Annotated in this window: 19 protein-coding genes and 4 pseudogenes; 15 read left to right on the top strand and 8 right to left on the bottom strand. The window is 48.6% G+C overall.

Annotated features, from left to right (window positions below; translation table 11 throughout):
- Positions 1 to 9: 9 nt before the first annotated feature.
- A protein-coding gene (locus ACQGXV_RS11480) for an IS3 family transposase (protein ID WP_440866449.1) occupies positions 10 to 1,148 on the bottom strand; the annotation gives its coding sequence in 2 pieces (ribosomal slippage) (positions 10 to 911 and positions 911 to 1,148; 1,140 coding nt in all).
- Positions 1,149 to 1,179: 31 nt separating this feature from the next.
- On the opposite strand from ACQGXV_RS11480, the pseudogene ACQGXV_RS11475 reads away from it, so the two are divergent.
- Positions 1,180 to 1,701, top strand: a pseudogene (locus ACQGXV_RS11475) (IS256 family transposase); the annotation flags it as partial.
- 103 nt (positions 1,702 to 1,804) lie between these two features.
- On the opposite strand, the gene ACQGXV_RS11470 reads toward ACQGXV_RS11475, so the two are convergent.
- The gene (locus ACQGXV_RS11470; protein ID WP_440866448.1) at positions 1,805 to 2,257 is read right to left on the bottom strand and encodes a hypothetical protein; all 453 of its coding nucleotides are present in this window, start codon (positions 2,255 to 2,257) and stop codon (positions 1,805 to 1,807) included.
- 116 nt (positions 2,258 to 2,373) lie between these two features.
- Here ACQGXV_RS11470 and ACQGXV_RS11465 point away from each other — a divergent pair, with 116 nt between their 5' ends.
- Together ACQGXV_RS11465 and ACQGXV_RS11460 are read left to right on the top strand one after the other, a co-directional pair.
- A complete protein-coding gene (locus ACQGXV_RS11465; RefSeq protein WP_440866447.1) occupies positions 2,374 to 2,496 on the top strand; it encodes a DNA-binding protein in 123 nt (40 codons plus the stop codon).
- A gap of 298 nt (positions 2,497 to 2,794) precedes the next feature.
- Positions 2,795 to 3,718 carry an IS5 family transposase gene (locus ACQGXV_RS11460; RefSeq protein ID WP_440862815.1) on the top strand — a complete coding sequence of 308 codons (924 nt, stop codon included), beginning with the start codon at positions 2,795 to 2,797 and terminating at the stop codon, positions 3,716 to 3,718.
- 170 nt (positions 3,719 to 3,888) lie between these two features.
- On the opposite strand, the gene tpiA is transcribed toward ACQGXV_RS11460, so the two are convergent.
- Both tpiA and ACQGXV_RS11450 read right to left on the bottom strand, forming a co-directional pair.
- The gene (gene tpiA / locus ACQGXV_RS11455; protein WP_440866446.1) at positions 3,889 to 4,656 is read right to left on the bottom strand and encodes a triose-phosphate isomerase; all 768 of its coding nucleotides are present in this window, start codon (positions 4,654 to 4,656) and stop codon (positions 3,889 to 3,891) included.
- Positions 4,657 to 4,759: 103 nt separating this feature from the next.
- Positions 4,760 to 5,353 carry a DUF1454 family protein gene (locus ACQGXV_RS11450; protein ID WP_440867383.1) on the bottom strand — a complete coding sequence of 198 codons (594 nt, stop codon included), beginning with the start codon at positions 5,351 to 5,353 and terminating at the stop codon, positions 4,760 to 4,762.
- A 715-nt stretch (positions 5,354 to 6,068) separates the two neighbouring features.
- Between ACQGXV_RS11450 and ACQGXV_RS11445 the strand changes: the two genes are divergently transcribed.
- Positions 6,069 to 6,395 carry an FAD-binding protein gene (locus ACQGXV_RS11445; protein ID WP_440866445.1) on the top strand — a complete coding sequence of 109 codons (327 nt, stop codon included), beginning with the start codon at positions 6,069 to 6,071 and terminating at the stop codon, positions 6,393 to 6,395.
- A gap of 138 nt (positions 6,396 to 6,533) precedes the next feature.
- On the opposite strand, the gene ACQGXV_RS11440 is transcribed toward ACQGXV_RS11445, so the two are convergent.
- Positions 6,534 to 7,067 (bottom strand): IS630 family transposase, encoded by a 534-nt coding sequence (locus tag ACQGXV_RS11440; RefSeq protein ID WP_440862665.1) that lies wholly within the window; start codon positions 7,065 to 7,067, stop codon positions 6,534 to 6,536.
- Positions 6,991 to 7,356 carry an IS630 transposase-related protein gene (locus ACQGXV_RS11435; protein ID WP_440862584.1) on the bottom strand — a complete coding sequence of 122 codons (366 nt, stop codon included), beginning with the start codon at positions 7,354 to 7,356 and terminating at the stop codon, positions 6,991 to 6,993. Before ACQGXV_RS11435 ends, ACQGXV_RS11440 begins: the two co-directional genes overlap by 77 nt.
- A gap of 171 nt (positions 7,357 to 7,527) precedes the next feature.
- On the opposite strand from ACQGXV_RS11435, the pseudogene ACQGXV_RS11430 reads away from it, so the two are divergent.
- Both ACQGXV_RS11430 and ACQGXV_RS11425 read left to right on the top strand, forming a co-directional pair.
- Positions 7,528 to 8,016: pseudogene (locus tag ACQGXV_RS11430) on the top strand (IS5 family transposase); the annotation flags it as partial.
- Between the two features lie 156 nt (positions 8,017 to 8,172).
- Positions 8,173 to 8,649: an IS5 family transposase gene (locus ACQGXV_RS11425; protein WP_440867382.1), complete on the top strand. Its 477-nt coding sequence runs from the start codon at positions 8,173 to 8,175 to the stop codon at positions 8,647 to 8,649.
- A 99-nt stretch (positions 8,650 to 8,748) separates the two neighbouring features.
- On the opposite strand, the gene ACQGXV_RS11420 is transcribed toward ACQGXV_RS11425, so the two are convergent.
- Complete coding sequence (locus tag ACQGXV_RS11420; protein ID WP_440866444.1) at positions 8,749 to 8,889, bottom strand: hypothetical protein; 141 nt, start codon at positions 8,887 to 8,889, stop codon at positions 8,749 to 8,751.
- On the opposite strand from ACQGXV_RS11420, the gene ACQGXV_RS11415 reads away from it, so the two are divergent.
- The 3 genes from ACQGXV_RS11415 to pitA all read left to right on the top strand — a co-directional run bounded on the left by ACQGXV_RS11415 (position 8,872) and on the right by pitA (position 12,292).
- Complete coding sequence (locus tag ACQGXV_RS11415; protein WP_440866443.1) at positions 8,872 to 9,432, top strand: FAD-binding protein; 561 nt, start codon at positions 8,872 to 8,874, stop codon at positions 9,430 to 9,432. The two genes, ACQGXV_RS11420 and ACQGXV_RS11415, sit on opposite strands and share 18 nt — an antisense overlap.
- 35 nt (positions 9,433 to 9,467) lie before the next feature.
- Positions 9,468 to 10,442, top strand: a complete 975-nt coding sequence (locus ACQGXV_RS11410) for an IS30 family transposase (RefSeq protein ID WP_440866442.1) — start codon at positions 9,468 to 9,470, stop codon at positions 10,440 to 10,442.
- A gap of 347 nt (positions 10,443 to 10,789) precedes the next feature.
- A complete protein-coding gene (pitA, locus tag ACQGXV_RS11405) occupies positions 10,790 to 12,292 on the top strand; it encodes an inorganic phosphate transporter PitA (protein ID WP_440867381.1) in 1,503 nt (500 codons plus the stop codon).
- 54 nt (positions 12,293 to 12,346) lie between these two features.
- Here pitA and uspB read toward each other — a convergent pair.
- Positions 12,347 to 12,721, bottom strand: a pseudogene (gene uspB / locus ACQGXV_RS11400) (universal stress protein UspB).
- A 489-nt stretch (positions 12,722 to 13,210) separates the two neighbouring features.
- Between uspB and ACQGXV_RS11395 the strand changes: the two are divergent.
- From ACQGXV_RS11395 to ACQGXV_RS11370, 6 genes and pseudogenes are all read left to right on the top strand, one after another.
- The gene (locus ACQGXV_RS11395; protein ID WP_440866440.1) at positions 13,211 to 13,348 is read left to right on the top strand and encodes a hypothetical protein; all 138 of its coding nucleotides are present in this window, start codon (positions 13,211 to 13,213) and stop codon (positions 13,346 to 13,348) included.
- 120 nt (positions 13,349 to 13,468) lie between these two features.
- Entirely contained in the window at positions 13,469 to 13,903 is a 435-nt protein-coding gene (gene uspA / locus ACQGXV_RS11390; RefSeq protein WP_252317672.1) for a universal stress protein UspA, read from the top strand.
- Between the two features lie 488 nt (positions 13,904 to 14,391).
- Entirely contained in the window at positions 14,392 to 15,165 is a 774-nt protein-coding gene (locus tag ACQGXV_RS11385; RefSeq protein ID WP_440866439.1) for an IS30 family transposase, read from the top strand.
- Positions 15,166 to 15,636, top strand: a complete 471-nt coding sequence (locus tag ACQGXV_RS11380) for an IS630 transposase-related protein (protein WP_440863899.1) — start codon at positions 15,166 to 15,168, stop codon at positions 15,634 to 15,636.
- Positions 15,522 to 15,989: pseudogene (locus tag ACQGXV_RS11375) on the top strand (IS630 family transposase); the annotation flags it as partial. The gene ACQGXV_RS11380 and the pseudogene ACQGXV_RS11375, both read left to right, overlap by 115 nt.
- Entirely contained in the window at positions 15,950 to 16,126 is a 177-nt protein-coding gene (locus ACQGXV_RS11370) for a hypothetical protein (RefSeq protein ID WP_440867861.1), read from the top strand. The pseudogene ACQGXV_RS11375 and the gene ACQGXV_RS11370, both read left to right, overlap by 40 nt.
- Positions 16,127 to 16,408 lie beyond the last annotated feature (282 nt).

Genomic DNA, 16,408 nt, shown 5'->3' with positions numbered 1-16,408 from the left:
TCAAGTAAATCAGGACACTTTTTTCTCAGCCATTTGTTCATAACGCACCGGAGACAGATCCCCGTTAGCGGCATGATGCCTGTCTAGGTTGTAGTAGCGGATATACGTCGCCACATCCTGCTCCATGTAAGCCCGTGTTGGCTGGGGTACCAGCAGCAACCATTCATGTTTCAGACTGCCCCAGAAGCGCTCCATCACCGCATTATCCCAGCAGGCACCCACGTCTCCCATACTGCTCCTCAGCCTGTAGCTGCTCAGCAGCGCCTGAAAGCGTTGTCCCGTGTACTGCGCCCCCCTGTCCGTATGCACCACCAGGCCCGGCGGGGGAGTTCGCAGGTTATATGCCTTCATCAGGGCCCCGCAGACCAGCGATGAGGTCATCCGTCTGTCCACCTGCCAGCCCACTATCTGCCGGGAGTACAAATCCATAATAGCCGCCAGATACAGCCAGCCTTCACCGGTCTTCAGATACGTGATGTCACTCGCCCACACCTGATTTGGCCCCGGCGGGTTAAAATTCTGGTTCAGCAGGTCTGGGGCCACCTCTGCACCCGGGCGGGGTTTTGTCGTGACCTTATAAGTCCGGCGCTGTCGGCAGACCAGCCCCTCTTCCTGCATGATTTTCCTCACCCGCCAGCGGCTGATTATGATGCCTTCTCCACGAAGCCTTTTGACCAGCGTCCGGCTTCCTGCTCCCTGCCTGCTGGCGGCGAACAGCGCCTTTAACCTGACCCGGACCTCCACGTCTTTTTGCAGCGGTTCGGCGGGCTTTTTTCGCCATGCATACCAGGCAGAGGCCGTCACACGCATGACCCGACAGAGTGTACGAACGCTGAAGTCAGTGGCATTGTCGAGAATGAACCGGTATCTCACGACATATGTTTCGCGAAGAAGGCACTCGCCTTTTTTAGTATCTCCTTCTCTGTACGTAACTCTTTGTTTTCCTTTTGTAACCGTTTTAACTCTGCACGTTCATCATCGCTGAGTACGCCGTTGCTTTGCTCGCGTGCCAGCGAGACCCATGTATGCAGGGTTTTGTTGCTTATGCCCAGCGATGCTGCTGCCCTGGCTATCGTATAGCCCTGCTCTGTTACCAGGGCAACGGCTTCCTTTTTAAACTCAGGGGTAAATTGTCGTTTATGGTTCACTAAACACCTCCGTTTTGGATGTAAGTTTAGTGTCCTGATTATTCAACCACTACAGGGCTTTCCTGATGCCATTGAAGCTGTTTACCCGCATACGCGGGTACAGCTCTGCATCGTGCATCAGGTGCGGAACTCGCTGCGCTACGTCGGCTGGAAAGAGCGTAAAGCCGTTGCTGCTGACCTCCGCACTATCTATAGTTCCGCAACGCTAGAGGGCGCTGAAGAGGCCCTGGATGCCTTCGCGGCCAAATGGGATGAGCAGTTCCCGACGATCAGCCCATCGTGGAGAAATAATTGGGAACGTCTCATCGTCATTTTTGATTTTCCGCCGGAGATCCGCAAGGTTATCTACACCACCAACGCGATAGAGTCGTTAAATGCTTCATTGCGCAAGATAACGAAAACGCGACGAATATTTCCAACGGATGACTCGGTGCTAAAATTATTCTATCTAGCCTTGCATAATATCTCGGCTAAATGGACCCTACCAATCAGAGACTGGAAACCGGCTATGAGCCAATTCATGTTGATGTATGGAGATCGGATTTCCGGTTAAGCGATGGAGCCATTTACACGAAATTCTTTACAGACTCGCGACCGATGGATTAAGAGTCCACTGCTCTACCAACTGAGCTAACAACCCGTAGTGGCATAATTAATTAGAGGGCAGTGACGAGAAAAGCTTTCACAACCAGAGAGAGAATACCCAAAATTCCAGCACTCAGCATCCAGCGAATTAACTTCTGCTCAGAGCGGATACCGGCCATCTCAAGCTGCAAGTCTTTGCGGACTAAAGATATCTGCGCTTCAGTTTTCTCGAAGCGAGCCTGCATCTGAGCTTCGTTCTTCTCGAAGCGAGCGTCAATATCCTTACGGACATCGGCGATCTCTGCGGATAAGTCCTTACGGACATCGGCTATCTGCGCGTCGGTCTTCTCGAAGCGGGCTTGCATCTCTTTACGCACGTCCTCAAGGTCACGCTTGGTAGCTACATCCGCCACCTCATGAGATTTACGAACGACGAGCGAAATCGCCTTGGCTTGCTCACTGGTAAGCCCGGCGGTTTGAAGCTCTTCTGACGCCTGCAATGTATCAAATGCAACCTGGCCCATGGGAAATCCTCCTGTGTTAAGCCAAGTGTAAGCGATCTGACCGCCAATCTGCAAAATTTTACAAGTGAGTCTGCTAATACCTTTAACCACATCCGTTTCATTATGGAGAAATCGTTATGTCTAAATTAGTTGTCATTGAAAATACGGTCGTCCGTCAGGACGCTTTTTGGCTTTACTGCCTTAACGATTTGCACCGCGCCGCCGTTGCACAAGGTAAAGCGCTACCCATTAATAAATAGTCAAAATTATTTTTAATGCATGGCGCTATACATTGATTATATTAGAAAATGCTATGGACAGCCCCTTAAAGAAACGTCTATTTATTAGTGGTCATAGCTATATTGAAAAGGATATAGCGATCAGATGCGCCAATCTCCTAATAGTTTGATTTATTTAACAAAGTCGTATGAAGCATGAGAGTTAGGCTGTGTCCCTTAATTGCTTGAGCTATAGTATCCATCGGCTTTGTTGAATAAATCGAACTTTCAGGGGATCGCCGGATCAAAGCACTATCATCGCTCCCGATAGCAGCTCCCCATGGCAAAGCAAAAGTTTAAAATCACCAACTGGCCCACCTACAACAAAGCACTCAGACAACGCGGCTCCCTGACGGTCTGGCTTGATGAGTCGGCCATCGCTGCATGGACTGACAGTTCTTCGCCTGAAGGTCGTGGTCGGCCGCTTTACTACACCGATATGGCTGTTACCACGGTTTTGATGATAAAGCGCGTGTTTAACCTGTCGCTCCGGGCATTACAGGGCTTTGTCGACTCGGTTTTTACACTGATGAGCCTGCCACTGCGCTGCCCGGACTACTCTCTGGTCAGTCGGCGGGCAAAAACCGTCAGTATCAGCATAAAAACGCCAACGCGTGGTGAAATATCGCATCTGGTCATCGACAGTACCGGTCTGAAGGTCTTTGGCGAAGGTGAATGGAAAGTCAGGCAGCATGGGGCTGACAGACGAAGAGTGTGGCGCAAGCTTCATCTGGCAGCAGACAGTGCGACGCATGAGATTATCTGTGCCGACTTATCGCTCAGCGGAACGACAGATGCGCAGGCACTGCCGGGCCTGATTAACCAAACCCACCGAAAAATCAGGGAAGTGTCAGCAGACGGTGCTTATGACGCCCGTTACTGCCACGATGCGTTGCTAAGAAAGAAAATCAGGCCCCTTATCCCGCCGCGAAGCGGAGCCAAATACTGGCCGGACAAGTACCATGAACGTAACCATGCGGTGGCGAATCAGCGTCTGAGCGGGAGTAATGATATGTGGAAAAAGAAAGTGGGTTATCACCGGCGTTCAGTGGCAGAAACAGCGATGTTCCGCATAAAAACTTTGCTGGGTGGCCATCTGAGCCTGCGTGACTATGAGGCTCAAGTAGGTGAAGCCATAGCGATGGTCAAAGCGCTGAACCGTATGACGTTGTTGGGTATGCCACACAGCGTCAGGATAGGATAACAGGTGTAGCAGAGGGAGTCATCCTGTCGGCTAATTCTGATTTATTCAACAAAGCCGTGCCTGGTGTGAGGCGGCATAAGAGTTTCAGAAAAGGAGTACAGCGAGGGGCGGGAACGAGAGGGTAAAACAGCGCATCTGTAAAACAGACACGCTGTTGCAGTATTACCGTATTACGCGCGCTTGGCTTCTGCGGCGGCTTTTACGATCACGGCAAAAGCATCTGCTTTCAGCGACGCGCCACCTACCAGTGCGCCGTCGATGTCCGGCTGCGTAAAGAGTTCAGCCGCGTTGGCCGCGTTGACCGAGCCGCCGTACTGAATGATGACCTGGTCGGCGACTGCTTTGTCCTGCTTGGCGATATGGTCACGGATAAACTTATGCACCGCTTGTGCCTGAGCAGGTGTTGCTGATTTGCCGGTGCCAATCGCCCATACGGGTTCGTAGGCGATAACCGCACCGTTAAAAGCGGTGGCACCCAATGTGCTCAATACCGCATCCAACTGACGGGAGACAACCGCTTCAGTTTCACCGGCTTCGTTTTCGGCTTCGGTTTCACCGATGCACAGCACGGGGATCAATCCGGCTTCTTTCAACACGCCAAATTTTTTCGCAATGAATGCATCGCTTTCTTTGTGGTAGGTGCGGCGTTCGGAGTGGCCGATGATGATGTATTTTGCACCGATGTCTTTCAACATGGTGGCAGAGGTTTCGCCCGTGTAGGCGCCGGACAGGTTAACATCGACGTTCTGTGCGCCGAGGGCAATGCGACCACCGGCCAATTGATGATTTGCCTGATCCAGATACAGCTCGGGCGGCGCGATGGCGACGTTGCAGCCAGTCACTGTGCTGAGTTCTTTACGCAAACCGGCGATCAGCTCGATAACCATGTGCGTGCTGCCGTTCAGCTTCCAGTTACCCATTACTAATGGATGACGCATCTTTTTTCCTCCGAATAGGGATAGCAAGTAATTTTATTTTTCAGACAGTATAGAGACCAAAGCCGCGAGAAACTCGGATTTTCATCACTCAATGCCAGCGCGATCACGGTTCAGATAACGTTAGCTTAATCGGTTCAACAGCGAATGTTATCCCGTTTTCCCCATTATCTGCCACTACATATCGCAATGCGCCTTCCGTTTGTTGGTAAAAGCCCTGACGTTTGCCGATATCCAGCAATTCCGTGATCTTCTTGCTGCTTTGTTCTTCGGAGAGCGAAGGAATAAAGTGGCGCAGCAGCGCGGCCATATACTGGATAGACTGCGCGCGGCGCGCACCGGTTTCAGGATCGCCCACCTGAGGGTGGTAGGTCAGCTGCATGGTTTTTATTTTGCCAGTGCCTCGCTCCAGGGCCGTTGACGCGTAGAGTTGGGCATTGATTCTGCTCGCAGCCCGCGTCAGCGGTCCGGCGGGCTCGCCGGTATCCACCGCGCGGAATTCCACGATCGGTAATGAGGGGTTGCTGAGGTTATAGCGCGTGCGAAATTGTGGGATAGTCTGGTCGAACGTGGGCGCGTCGGGCAGCAGGTACGGTGCCACCATGGCGTCTTTTGACGGCACAAGGGGTTGCGCGTGAACCTCCGGTCCAGACGTCAGTAAGAGCAGGAGTAACGCTGGGGCAACGAGCCGTATATTCATAGTTCCGCTATTGAAGTGTTCCGTTTTCAAAAGAGAGCGTTATCAGAGCAAGAAGGGAGGCTCTGACAACGGGCGCTTGTCTCATTAAAGCGGGATTTGGGCGTGATTGTCAAAAGGCTCGTGCTGGCACACCCTTGTTGACCCCTTCTGTCAGTAAGCGGTATTCACCTTGAGAATAAATGTGCTGATGAGAGAAGATACAATATCTTTTCTTTGTTAGCGTTATATTACGCATTGTTGTTTATTTGTGGTTGTAGGGTGAATAAATATTATCGACCAAAATGAGAGATTATTAACAGTATTTAAAATATTCGCGATAATGTATCACGGTATACGTAAGTGACGATTTCTCTTGATATATAACCCGTTAAGCTTTGTGTAAATTACATCGGTTTCAACATAATAATATAGAGTATTGAGGGGAGCGAAATGAGCGTAAAATCAATATTAACTGCCGCTATTCTTTCGTGTTTTGGGATGACCGCCCATGCGGAACAAGTCATGGACACGGATGTGGTGGTGGGGGGGCGGGGCATCAGGGTCTGCGGCAGCCTATGCATTAACCGAACAGGGGCTGAAGGGCTTTGTTGAATAATTTAACCGTTTGATTTACATCTTCTTTAGTTAGAATGCATTTACAGAGAATGTATTTTGTTAGAACGACAAATCAAATAGTTAGCACAATAAAAAGCATTCCGAGAGGAAAAATTAGTCGTTGAAATTTTATAATGCTTATATAAATCAGTATCTTAAATTATTCAACAAAGCCGGGCTGAAGGTCATTAATCTGGAGAAACTTCCGCAGACCGGGGGAACCGGACAATTTTCGGAAGGGATATTTGCGGTAGAAAGTAAAATACCGCGGGAAAATAACCATGTATTTACTCGCGATCATGCCTTTAAGTTAGTGATGGATTACAGCCACTGGCGACCTAATGCCAAGCTGGTACGCAATTATATTAATAAATCAGCGGATACCATCGATTGGCTACAAGCGCTCGGCGTTCATTTTGAGGCTTTGTTGAATAACTTAACATACTGATTTATATAAGCATTATAAAATTTCAACGACTAATTTTTCCTCTCGGAATGCTTTTTATTGTGCTAACTATTTGATTTGTCGTTCTAACAAAATACATTCTCTGTAAATGCATTCTATAGCCAAGCGACTTAATTTTGATTACACCATATGGACTGAGAACAAACTCTCTGTATCGCAACCCATCTCTCTTTTTTTGCTTTTTGCTTGTGCCCATTTATGCTCAATTGGGTTAAGATCTGGCGAATATGTAGGCAAATACTCCACCATATACCCTGCATCGATGATGACTTGTTGAATATTATGTTTTTTGTGAAAAGTGGCATTGTCCATCATGATTACACTGTTTTTAGGGAGTACTGGGATAAGGACTTGTGTGACCCAGGCATAGAAAACATCGCTGTTAATATTGATATCAAATAATCCGATAGCAAACAGCGTTGTGCCTAATAAAGCGCCGATAACATTTGTTCTTCCCCTAGCTCCCCAGTTCTTCAGGCCAAAACACCGTTGACCTTTTGGGGAATAGCCGTGAGTCCGTGGGGCATCGTGTGAAAAACCACTTTCATCAATAAAAACAATAGGTTTACCTTCTTTTTCATACTGTTGTTTTTTTTGTTGAAATCCCTGCCGGGCGTTTTCGTCGGCTTTCGGATGACGTAGAGTTTTTTTTATAGGTCAATCCCAGCTTTTTAAGCGCTTGCCAAATGGCCTTCTGACAAACGCCAAAACGCTCTGCACGTTCTTTTTGGTAAGCATCTGGATATTGTTCAACATCTTTTATCAACTCGGATTTATCGATCTTTCGCTGACGCGTGGTCGATGCTTTTGACTCTATTTGATTAATCCAACGCGATACAGAGGCAGGGCCAATCCGAAATTGCTTCGCTGTTTCTCGGATACTCAACCCTTCGTTTTTCCGTGTAGATATCACTTTACGTCTAAAATCAATTGAATAGCTCATTTAAATAATGTAATCAAAATTAAGTCGTTTAGCTATAACTAAAGAAGATGTAAATCAAACGGTTAAATTATTCAACAAAGCCTCATTTTGAGAAAGGCTTTGTTGAATAAATCGAACTTTCAGGGGATCGCCGGATCAAAGCACTATCATCGCTCCCGATAGCAGCTCCCCATGGCAAAGCAAAAGTTTAAAATCACCAACTGGCCCACCTACAACAAAGCACTCAGACAACGCGGCTCCCTGACGGTCTGGCTTGATGAGTCGGCCATCGCTGCATGGACTGACAGTTCTTCGCCTGAAGGTCGTGGTCGGCCGCTTTACTACACCGATATGGCTGTTACCACGGTTTTGATGATAAAGCGCGTGTTTAACCTGTCGCTCCGGGCATTACAGGGCTTTGTCGACTCGGTTTTTACACTGATGAGCCTGCCACTGCGCTGCCCGGACTACTCTCTGGTCAGTCGGCGGGCAAAAACCGTCAGTATCAGCATAAAAACGCCAACGCGTGGTGAAATATCGCATCTGGTCATCGACAGTACCGGTCTGAAGGTCTTTGGCGAAGGTGAATGGAAAGTCAGGCAGCATGGGGCTGACAGACGAAGAGTGTGGCGCAAGCTTCATCTGGCAGCAGACAGTGCGACGCATGAGATTATCTGGGCTTTGTTGAATAATTTAAGATACTGATTTATATAAGCATTATAAAATTTCAACGACTAATTTTTCCTCTCGGAATGCTTTTTATTGTGCTAACTATTTGATTTGTCGTTCTAACAAAATACATTCTCTGTAAATGCATTCTAACTAAAGAAGATGTAAATCAAACGGTTAAATTATTCAACAAAGCCGATTATCTGTGCCGACTTATCGCTCAGCGGAACGACAGATGCGCAGGCACTGCCGGGCCTGATTAACCAAACCCACCGAAAAATCAGGGAAGTGTCAGCAGACGGTGCTTATGACGCCCGTTACTGCCACGATGCGTTGCTAAGAAAGAAAATCAGGCCCCTTATCCCGCCGCGAAGCGGAGCCAAATACTGGCCGGACAAGTACCATGAACGTAACCATGCGGTGGCGAATCAGCGTCTGAGCGGGAGTAATGATATGTGGAAAAAGAAAGTGGGTTATCACCGGCGTTCAGTGGCAGAAACAGCGATGTTCCGCATAAAAACTTTGCTGGGTGGCCATCTGAGCCTGCGTGACTATGAGGCTCAAGTAGGTGAAGCCATAGCGATGGTCAAAGCGCTGAACCGTATGACGTTGTTGGGTATGCCACACAGCGTCAGGATAGGATAACAGGTGTAGCAGAGGGAGTCATCCTGTCGGCTAATTCTGATTTATTCAACAAAGCCTTTGAGAAACTGACCTCGAATTATCCCGGTGGCTATTATATAGCTAAGCGACATTATTTTGATAACAGCCAGCTATGCTTCTTTGCCATATATCAGGGCATCGGCTGTAATCATTTTTAAGTCGGTTGGCTATACCTGGCATATTTATCAGGGCCGTGGGCGCGCAGTGATTGATGTTCTGCAACAGCATTTTGCCGACAAGGGAGGGAAACTGCTGGTGAAAACAGCAGGCAAACAGCTCATTACCGATGAAAAAGGAAAAGTCGTAGGACTCATGGCCGAAAGCTCTGCCGGCGAAGCCATTCGTATCAATGCCAAAACCGTGGTTATTGCCACCGGTGGTTTCGGCAGCAATAAAGAGATGCTAACGGAGTATACGCGCTTTCCCGATGTGGAAGTGGTTGGTATTCCGGGGAAAGTGGGTGACGGTATTAAAATGGCCTGGGCAGCCGGCGCAGCAAAAGATGGCCGTGAATTTATCAATATGTCCTATCGTCCGGGGCCATCAAAAGAGTCCACCACCAACCATTACGCGGCTTCTGCCAAACAGCCCCACTTGTGGCTAAACACCAAGGACGAACGATTCACCAACGAAGCCAATATCGAACAGAGGCCCTTTGCTGGTAATGCCTTGGAAAACCAGGGGGGAACAATGTTTGTGTTGTATGACGAGGCCCCATTCCCAGTCGAAATGCAACAAAGTGACCCACTGGCCAGACCCGGATAAAATCACCGTTCTGGCCCTACTGGAGATCCCGTTGCATGCAGGGAAAACATCTGACTCACAAAGAGCGGTTCTACATCGAAAAACGGCGTGATGATGGGGTTAACCAGGCCACCATCGCCCGGGAACTGGAGCTTCCTCGTTCTACCATCAGCAGGGAACTCAGACGCAATACCGACGCCGCTTTCAACGGGGTCTATTCCTGCAGAAGGGCCGAAACGTTGGCCAGAGGGCGGCGGCAGAAAACACGGCCGGACAGCGTGATTAACCAGCTTGAACCGCACATTCAGGACTTTATCAGAACGGCGCTGTCTACCCACACCTCACCTGAGGTCATCAGTGGGCGCCTGGTCCTGGAATTTGGCCTGTCCGTCAGCAAGAACTCGCTCTATCGCTATATCCAGCAGGAGCGCCGGGCCTGCGGTGAGCTGTATCAGCAGCTCCCTCATCGGGGTAAACGGTATAACTATCAGACCGATGAGAACAAACGCGGTCCTATTCCCAACCGTGTTGGCATTGAGCAGCGGCCGGCCGTTGCTGACCTCAAGCAGGAACCCGGGCATTTCGAGATTGACACCATCTTTGGCAAAGATCAGAAATCATTCCTGCTGACGGTGGTCGATAAAGCCGTCAAGCTGGTCATCATTCGCAAACTGCCCAACAAGCGAGCAGAGACAGTGGTAGCGGCCTTCAGGGACATCGTTGCCAATACCTTCTGCGAGTTTAAAACCCTGACTGCTGACAACGGTTCTGAATTTTCCCAGCACGGGGAAATTACAAAAGTCACGGGGGCACCGGTCTACTTTGCCCGGCCATATCATTCCTGGGAACGCGGGTTGAATGAGCATACCAACGGGCTGATACGGCGTTTTTACCCGAAGGGAACGGACTTCAATTATGTCACCCATCGCAAGGTTGCAGCACTCGAACACCTGCTCAATACGCGAGGCAGAAAATCGCTGGGTTATCGTTCTCCAAATGAGGTATTTTTAACGCACTTACAGGCGGCATAATGCCCTACCGTTTTGTTGCGTTTCGACTGGGAATGGGGCCCCCTGCACCCACAATGACAACATCAAACGATTCCACAGTGCGTTCTCCTACCAATGGTGATATAAAAAATAAGCATTTTTCCCGATAACCTACGGGCGGCTGATTGTAGTGTCAGGCACGAAGGGATGCCAGTGTAACAAAATGTATATTTATACAAGAATATGTATTTTTTAAATTTTATTAAGATAAATCCGATCAATAGCCGAATTGGTCATCTTTTCGTCAAAAAAAGTCATATTTTCCTTTTCCCGTTTAGGCTTGTCGCAGATAATGCGCCGCGTTCATGACCACAAATGGCCTAACGCTTATGCTACATTTATTTACCGGGGTTGATTTTCATACCGGTCTGATGCTGATTTTGGCACTGGTATTTGTTCTGTTCTATGAAGCCATCAACGGCTTTCACGATACGGCGAATGCTGTTGCCACCGTTATATATACGCGCGCGATGCGGGCGGAATATGCGGTTGTCATGGCCGGACTGTTTAACTTTTTCGGCGTGATGCTAGGTGGGTTGAGCGTGGCTTATGCCATCGTGCATTTGCTGCCTACTGATTTGCTGCTTAACGTCAGTTCTGCGCACGGCCTGGCCATGGTGTTCTCCATGCTGCTGGCGGCGATTATCTGGAACCTGGGCACCTGGTACTTTGGTTTGCCAGCCTCCAGTTCCCACACCTTGATTGGTTCTATCATCGGGATTGGTTTAACCAACGCCCTGCTCACCGACACCTCTGTCGTGGATGCGCTCAACGTTCCCAAAATGATCAGTATTTTCCTGTCACTGATTCTTTCTCCGATTGTGGGGATGGTGGTCGCGGGCTTGGTGTTGTTTGTGCTGTTGCGCTTTTGGAATAGCAACAAGAAACGTAAACGCGTTCACTTAACGCCAGCCGATCGTGAAAAGCTGGATGGCAAACGTAAGCCGCCGTTCTGGACGCGTACCGCGCTGATTATCTCTGCTATTGGCGTCAGCTTCTCCCACGGCGCTAACGATGGTCAGAAAGGTATCGGCCTGATCATGCTGGTGCTGATTGGCGTTGGACCGGCTGGCTTTGTTGTCAACATGAGCGCTTCCGGCTATGAGATCAGCCGCACGCGTGATGCAGTTGTCAATTTGCAGGAGTTCTACCAGCAGCACGGCGATGCGCTCAAACATGTTATCGACCTCTCTACGCCGGTAGCGGCGACAGAAACGGTGTTGCCTGATAATGGCGTTAAAGAGTTCCACTGCGACAGTTCGCGCGTAATGATCGCCATCGAACGTTCACTGGGCCTGCTGAATAACCTGAAGAGTTATGATCAGTTGAATGCCGAGGATCGCGGTCGCGTGCGTCGCTTACTGATGTGCATCGCGGATACCATGGACAAGGTGGCAAAATTGCCGGAAACCACGTCGGAAGATCGCCGTTTTCTGAACAACCTGCGTCAGGATATGTTGAAAACCGTTGAGTACGCGCCGTTATGGATTATCGTTGCCGTCGCATTGGCGCTCTCATTGGGCACCATGGTGGGCTGGCGTCGCGTCGCGGTAACTATCGGCGAGAAGATCGGTAAACGTGGCATGACCTACGCACAAGGGGTGTCTGCACAGGTGACGGCTGCGCTGTCAATTGGTGTGGCGAGCTATACCGGTATGCCGGTGTCCACCACCCATGTGCTCTCCTCTGCGGTTGCGGGCACCATGATCGTGGATGGCGGCGGCGTACAGGGTAAAACGGTTAAGAACATCCTGTTGGCATGGGTGTTTACGCTGCCGGTTTCTCTGGTGATGTCTGGCGTGCTGTATTGGTTGGCGCTGAAACTGATTTAATCCGTCAGGATTGATACTGCACGTAATAAAAAGGCGATTCGAGAGAATCGCCTTTTATATTTCTAGATTACACATTGTTAAGTACCCAATCGCTAAATACCAAATCATCATGGACAGCAAACTTACCAGTATCAGCCCGCACAGTGCGGAGGTCAGCATAAACTGGCCTCGTACTCGCTCACAGCGGCGCATAAATGCTTCATCGTGATGCTCCAGATAGCGCTGTGCGTAAATGTAGCGAACCAGCCGAATCTGCTTACTGGGTTGTCCGTGGGAAGTGAAAAATCCTCCGCCATCCACATACTGGTACAACAGCGGGTCTCAATCGCGCAGGATCGTCAGCAGTACGCGCAAAGAAGAATAATAGCGCGCCATGTTGATGACACAGACGATGCACAAGGCCCAGAAAAGCGCAAATGTACTGATCATGCTCCCCTCCCGGATTATGTTATTCGTCAGAACGAGGATGTGGTGAACATCCTACGGCGTTTCTGCGAATCGTTTTGCCACACGTTCATTACGCGATTTTATTAAGCGGGCGAAGAAAGGGTAAATCGCCCTTGTCTTTTGCTCTACCGGGCGGTATGCAGTACGGTAATCGAAAGACCTCAAGCACCGCAACGGAACACCGCTCGCCTCACCCTGAATGAGAGGCTCAGCAACCGAATGGCACGCTGATATCCCCCTCACTGTTATTGTAGAAGAGGAAAACAGATTTTTGCCACAGAGTGACCGATATCAAATAATTTTGACGATTTTCCCTACTCTTTTTCCCGGTTTTGTAGCGGATTGTCGTGAATCCAGACGTGATAGGGAGCCGTTTCTACTACACTTATCAATGAGTACGAGAATTTTACGGTCAGATTGCCGTTCCCGTGAGCCGTTGTGCAATAATCGCTTGCACGTAGCGCGGGCGCTGTGCGGGTTATAGCCAACCGACTTAAAAATGATTACATCCTATGCCCTGATATGCGGCAAAGAAGCATAGCTGGCTGTTATCAAAATAATGTCGCTTGGCTATATCTCGCAAAATGCGGTAAATATGTGGCGGTGTGATCTGCTGAACATAACAAAAATCGGCAGGGGTGGTATTCTATAGCCAAGCCGTTAAGTATCAGATTAGCAGGCGGAAAAATCTGCTGAACCATTAATGTGTCTTTACGGAAGAAGCTTATTATGGCTTATAAACATATCCTGATTGCTGTTGACCTTTCTCCAGAAAGTAAAGTGTTAGTTGAAAAGGCGGTCTCGATGGCAAGGCCGTACAATGCCAAAGTCTCGTTGATCCATGTCGATGTCAATTACTCCGATCTCTACACCGGCCTGATTGACGTGAATCTGGGCGACATGCAGCAGCGTATTTCTGAAGAAACGCAAAACGCGTTAACCGATCTCTCTAAAAACGCCGGTTATCCGATCACGGAAACCTTGAGTGGCAGTGGCGATCTTGGGCAGGTATTGGTGGATGCTATCAAGAAATATGATGCTGACCTGGTGTTATGTGGGCACCACCAGGACTTCTGGAGCAAGCTGATGTCTTCCGCGCGTCAACTGATCAACACCGTGCATGTTGACATGCTTATCGTTCCGTTGCGTGATGACGAAGAGTAACACCCTCGTTCTCTCCCCGGTTAAGGCCGGGGAGCCTTTTCAGCCAGTGCATTTTTTTGCAAGTTGACCGATTTTTTAGTCGATCGCATTTTTTTACCTCCCCGCTGCAAACCGCTTTTTTGTGCACTGAATTGCGCTTTCTTTTGTTATATAACATAAACTTATGACCTGTTTTTGTCATTTTCCATGCAAAGATATAGCCAAGCGACATTATTTTGATAACAGCCAGCTATGCTTCTTTGCCGCATATCAGGGCATAGGATGTAATCATTTTTAAGTCGGTTGGCTATAAGTGCCTATCTCATTGGTTTTTAAGCATATAAAACGTTAAAAAACGCTTGCTTGAATATCCACCAGCAGTGCTATAGTCGAAGCAGCACAACATCATTCAACCGCGATGCCCCATTCCCAGTCGAAATGCAACAAAGTGACCCACTGGCCAGACCCGGATAAAATCACCGTTCTGGCCCTACTGGAGATCCCGTTGCATGCAGGGAAAACATCTGACTCACAAAGAGCGGTTCTACATCGAAAAACGGCTTGGTGATGGGGTTAACCAGGCCACCATCGCCCGGGAACTGGAGCTTCCTCGTTCTACCATCAGCAGGGAACTCAGACGCAATACCGACGCCGCTTTCAACGGGGTCTATTCCTGCAGAAGGGCCGAAACGTTGGCCAGAGGGCGGCGGCAGAAAACTCGGCCGGACAGCGTGATTAACCAGCTTGAACCGCACATTCAGGACTTTATCAGAACGGCGCTGTCTACCCACACCTCACCTGAGGTCATTAGTGGGCGCCTGGTCCTGGAATTTGGCCTGTCCGTCAGCAAGAACTCGCTCTATCGCTATATCCAGCAGGAGCGCCGGGCCGGCGGTGAGCTGTATCAGCAGCTCCCTCATCGGGGTAAACGGTATAACTATCAGACCGATGAGAACAAACGCGGTCCTATTCCCAACCGTGTTGGCATTGAGCAGCGGCCGGCCGTTGCTGACCTCAAGCAGGAACCCGGGCATTTCGAGATTGACACCATCTTTGGCAAAGATCAGAAATCATTCCTGCTGACGGTGGTCGATAAAGCCGTCAAGCTGGTCATCATTCGCAAACTGCCCAACAAGCGAGCAGAGACAGTGGTAGCGGCCTTCAGGGACATCGTTGCCAATACCTTCTGCGAGTTTAAAACCCTGACTGCTGACAACGGTTCTGAATTTTCCCAGCACGGGGAAATTATAGCTAAACGACTTAATTTTGATTACATTATTTAAATGAGCTATTCAATTGATTTTAGACGTAAAGTGATATCTACACGGAAAAACGAAGGGTTGAGTATCCGAGAAACAGCGAAGCAATTTCGGATTGGCCCTGCCTCTGTATCGCGTTGGATTAATCAAATAGAGTCAAAAGCATCGACCACGCGTCAGCGAAAGATCGATAAATCCGAGTTGATAAAAGATGTTGAACAATATCCAGATGCTTACCAAAAAGAACGTGCAGAGCGTTTTGGCGTTTGTCAGAAGGCCATTTGGCAAGCGCTTAAAAAGCTGGGATTGACCTATAAAAAAAAACGCTACGTCATCCGAAAGCCGACGAAAACGCCCGGCAGGGATTTCAACAAAAAAAACAACAGTATGAAAAAGAAGGTAAACCTATTGTTTTTATTGATGAAAGTGGTTTTTCACACGATACCCCACGGACTCACGGCTATTCCCCAAAAGGTCAACGGTGTTTTGGCCTGAAGAACTGGGGAGCTAGGGGAAGAACAAATGTTATCGGCGCTTTATTAGGCACAACGCTGTTTGCTATCGGATTATTTGATATCAATATTAACAGCGATGTTTTCTATGCCTGGGTCACACAAGTCCTTATCCCAGTACTCCCTAAAAACAGTGTAATCATGATGGACAATGCCACTTTTCACAAAAAACATAATATTCAACAAGTCATCATCGATGCAGGGTATATGGTGGAGTATTTGCCTACATATTCGCCAGATCTTAACCCAATTGAGCATAAATGGGCACAAGCAAAAAGCAAAAAAAGAGAGATGGGTTGCGATACAGAGAGTTTGTTCTCAGTCCATATGGTGTAATCAAAATTAAGTCGCTTGGCTATACAAAAGTCACGGGGGCACCGGTCTACTTTGCCCGGCCATATCATTCCTGGGAACGCGGGTTGAATGAGCATACCAACGGGCTGATACGGCGTTTTTACGGCTTTGTTGAATAATTTAAGATACTGATTTATATAAGCATTATAAAATTTCAACGACTAATTTTTCCTCTCGGAATGCTTTTTATTGTGCTAACTATTTGATTTGTCGTTCTAACAAAATACATTCTCTGTAAATGCATTCTAACTAAAGAAGATGTAAATCAAACGGTTAAATTATTCAACAAAGCCCGTTTTTACCCGAAGGGAACGGACTTCAATTATGTCACCCATCGCAAGGTTGCAGCACTCGAACACCTGCTCAATACGCGAGGCCGAAAATCGCTGGGTTATCGTTCT

The sequence above is a fragment of the Symbiopectobacterium purcellii genome (assembly GCF_052050035.1).
GTDB lineage: Bacteria > Pseudomonadota > Gammaproteobacteria > Enterobacterales > Enterobacteriaceae > Symbiopectobacterium > Symbiopectobacterium purcellii_A.
Note: the sequence above shows the minus strand (reverse complement) of the source record. Positions and strands in the feature narration are given on the sequence as shown.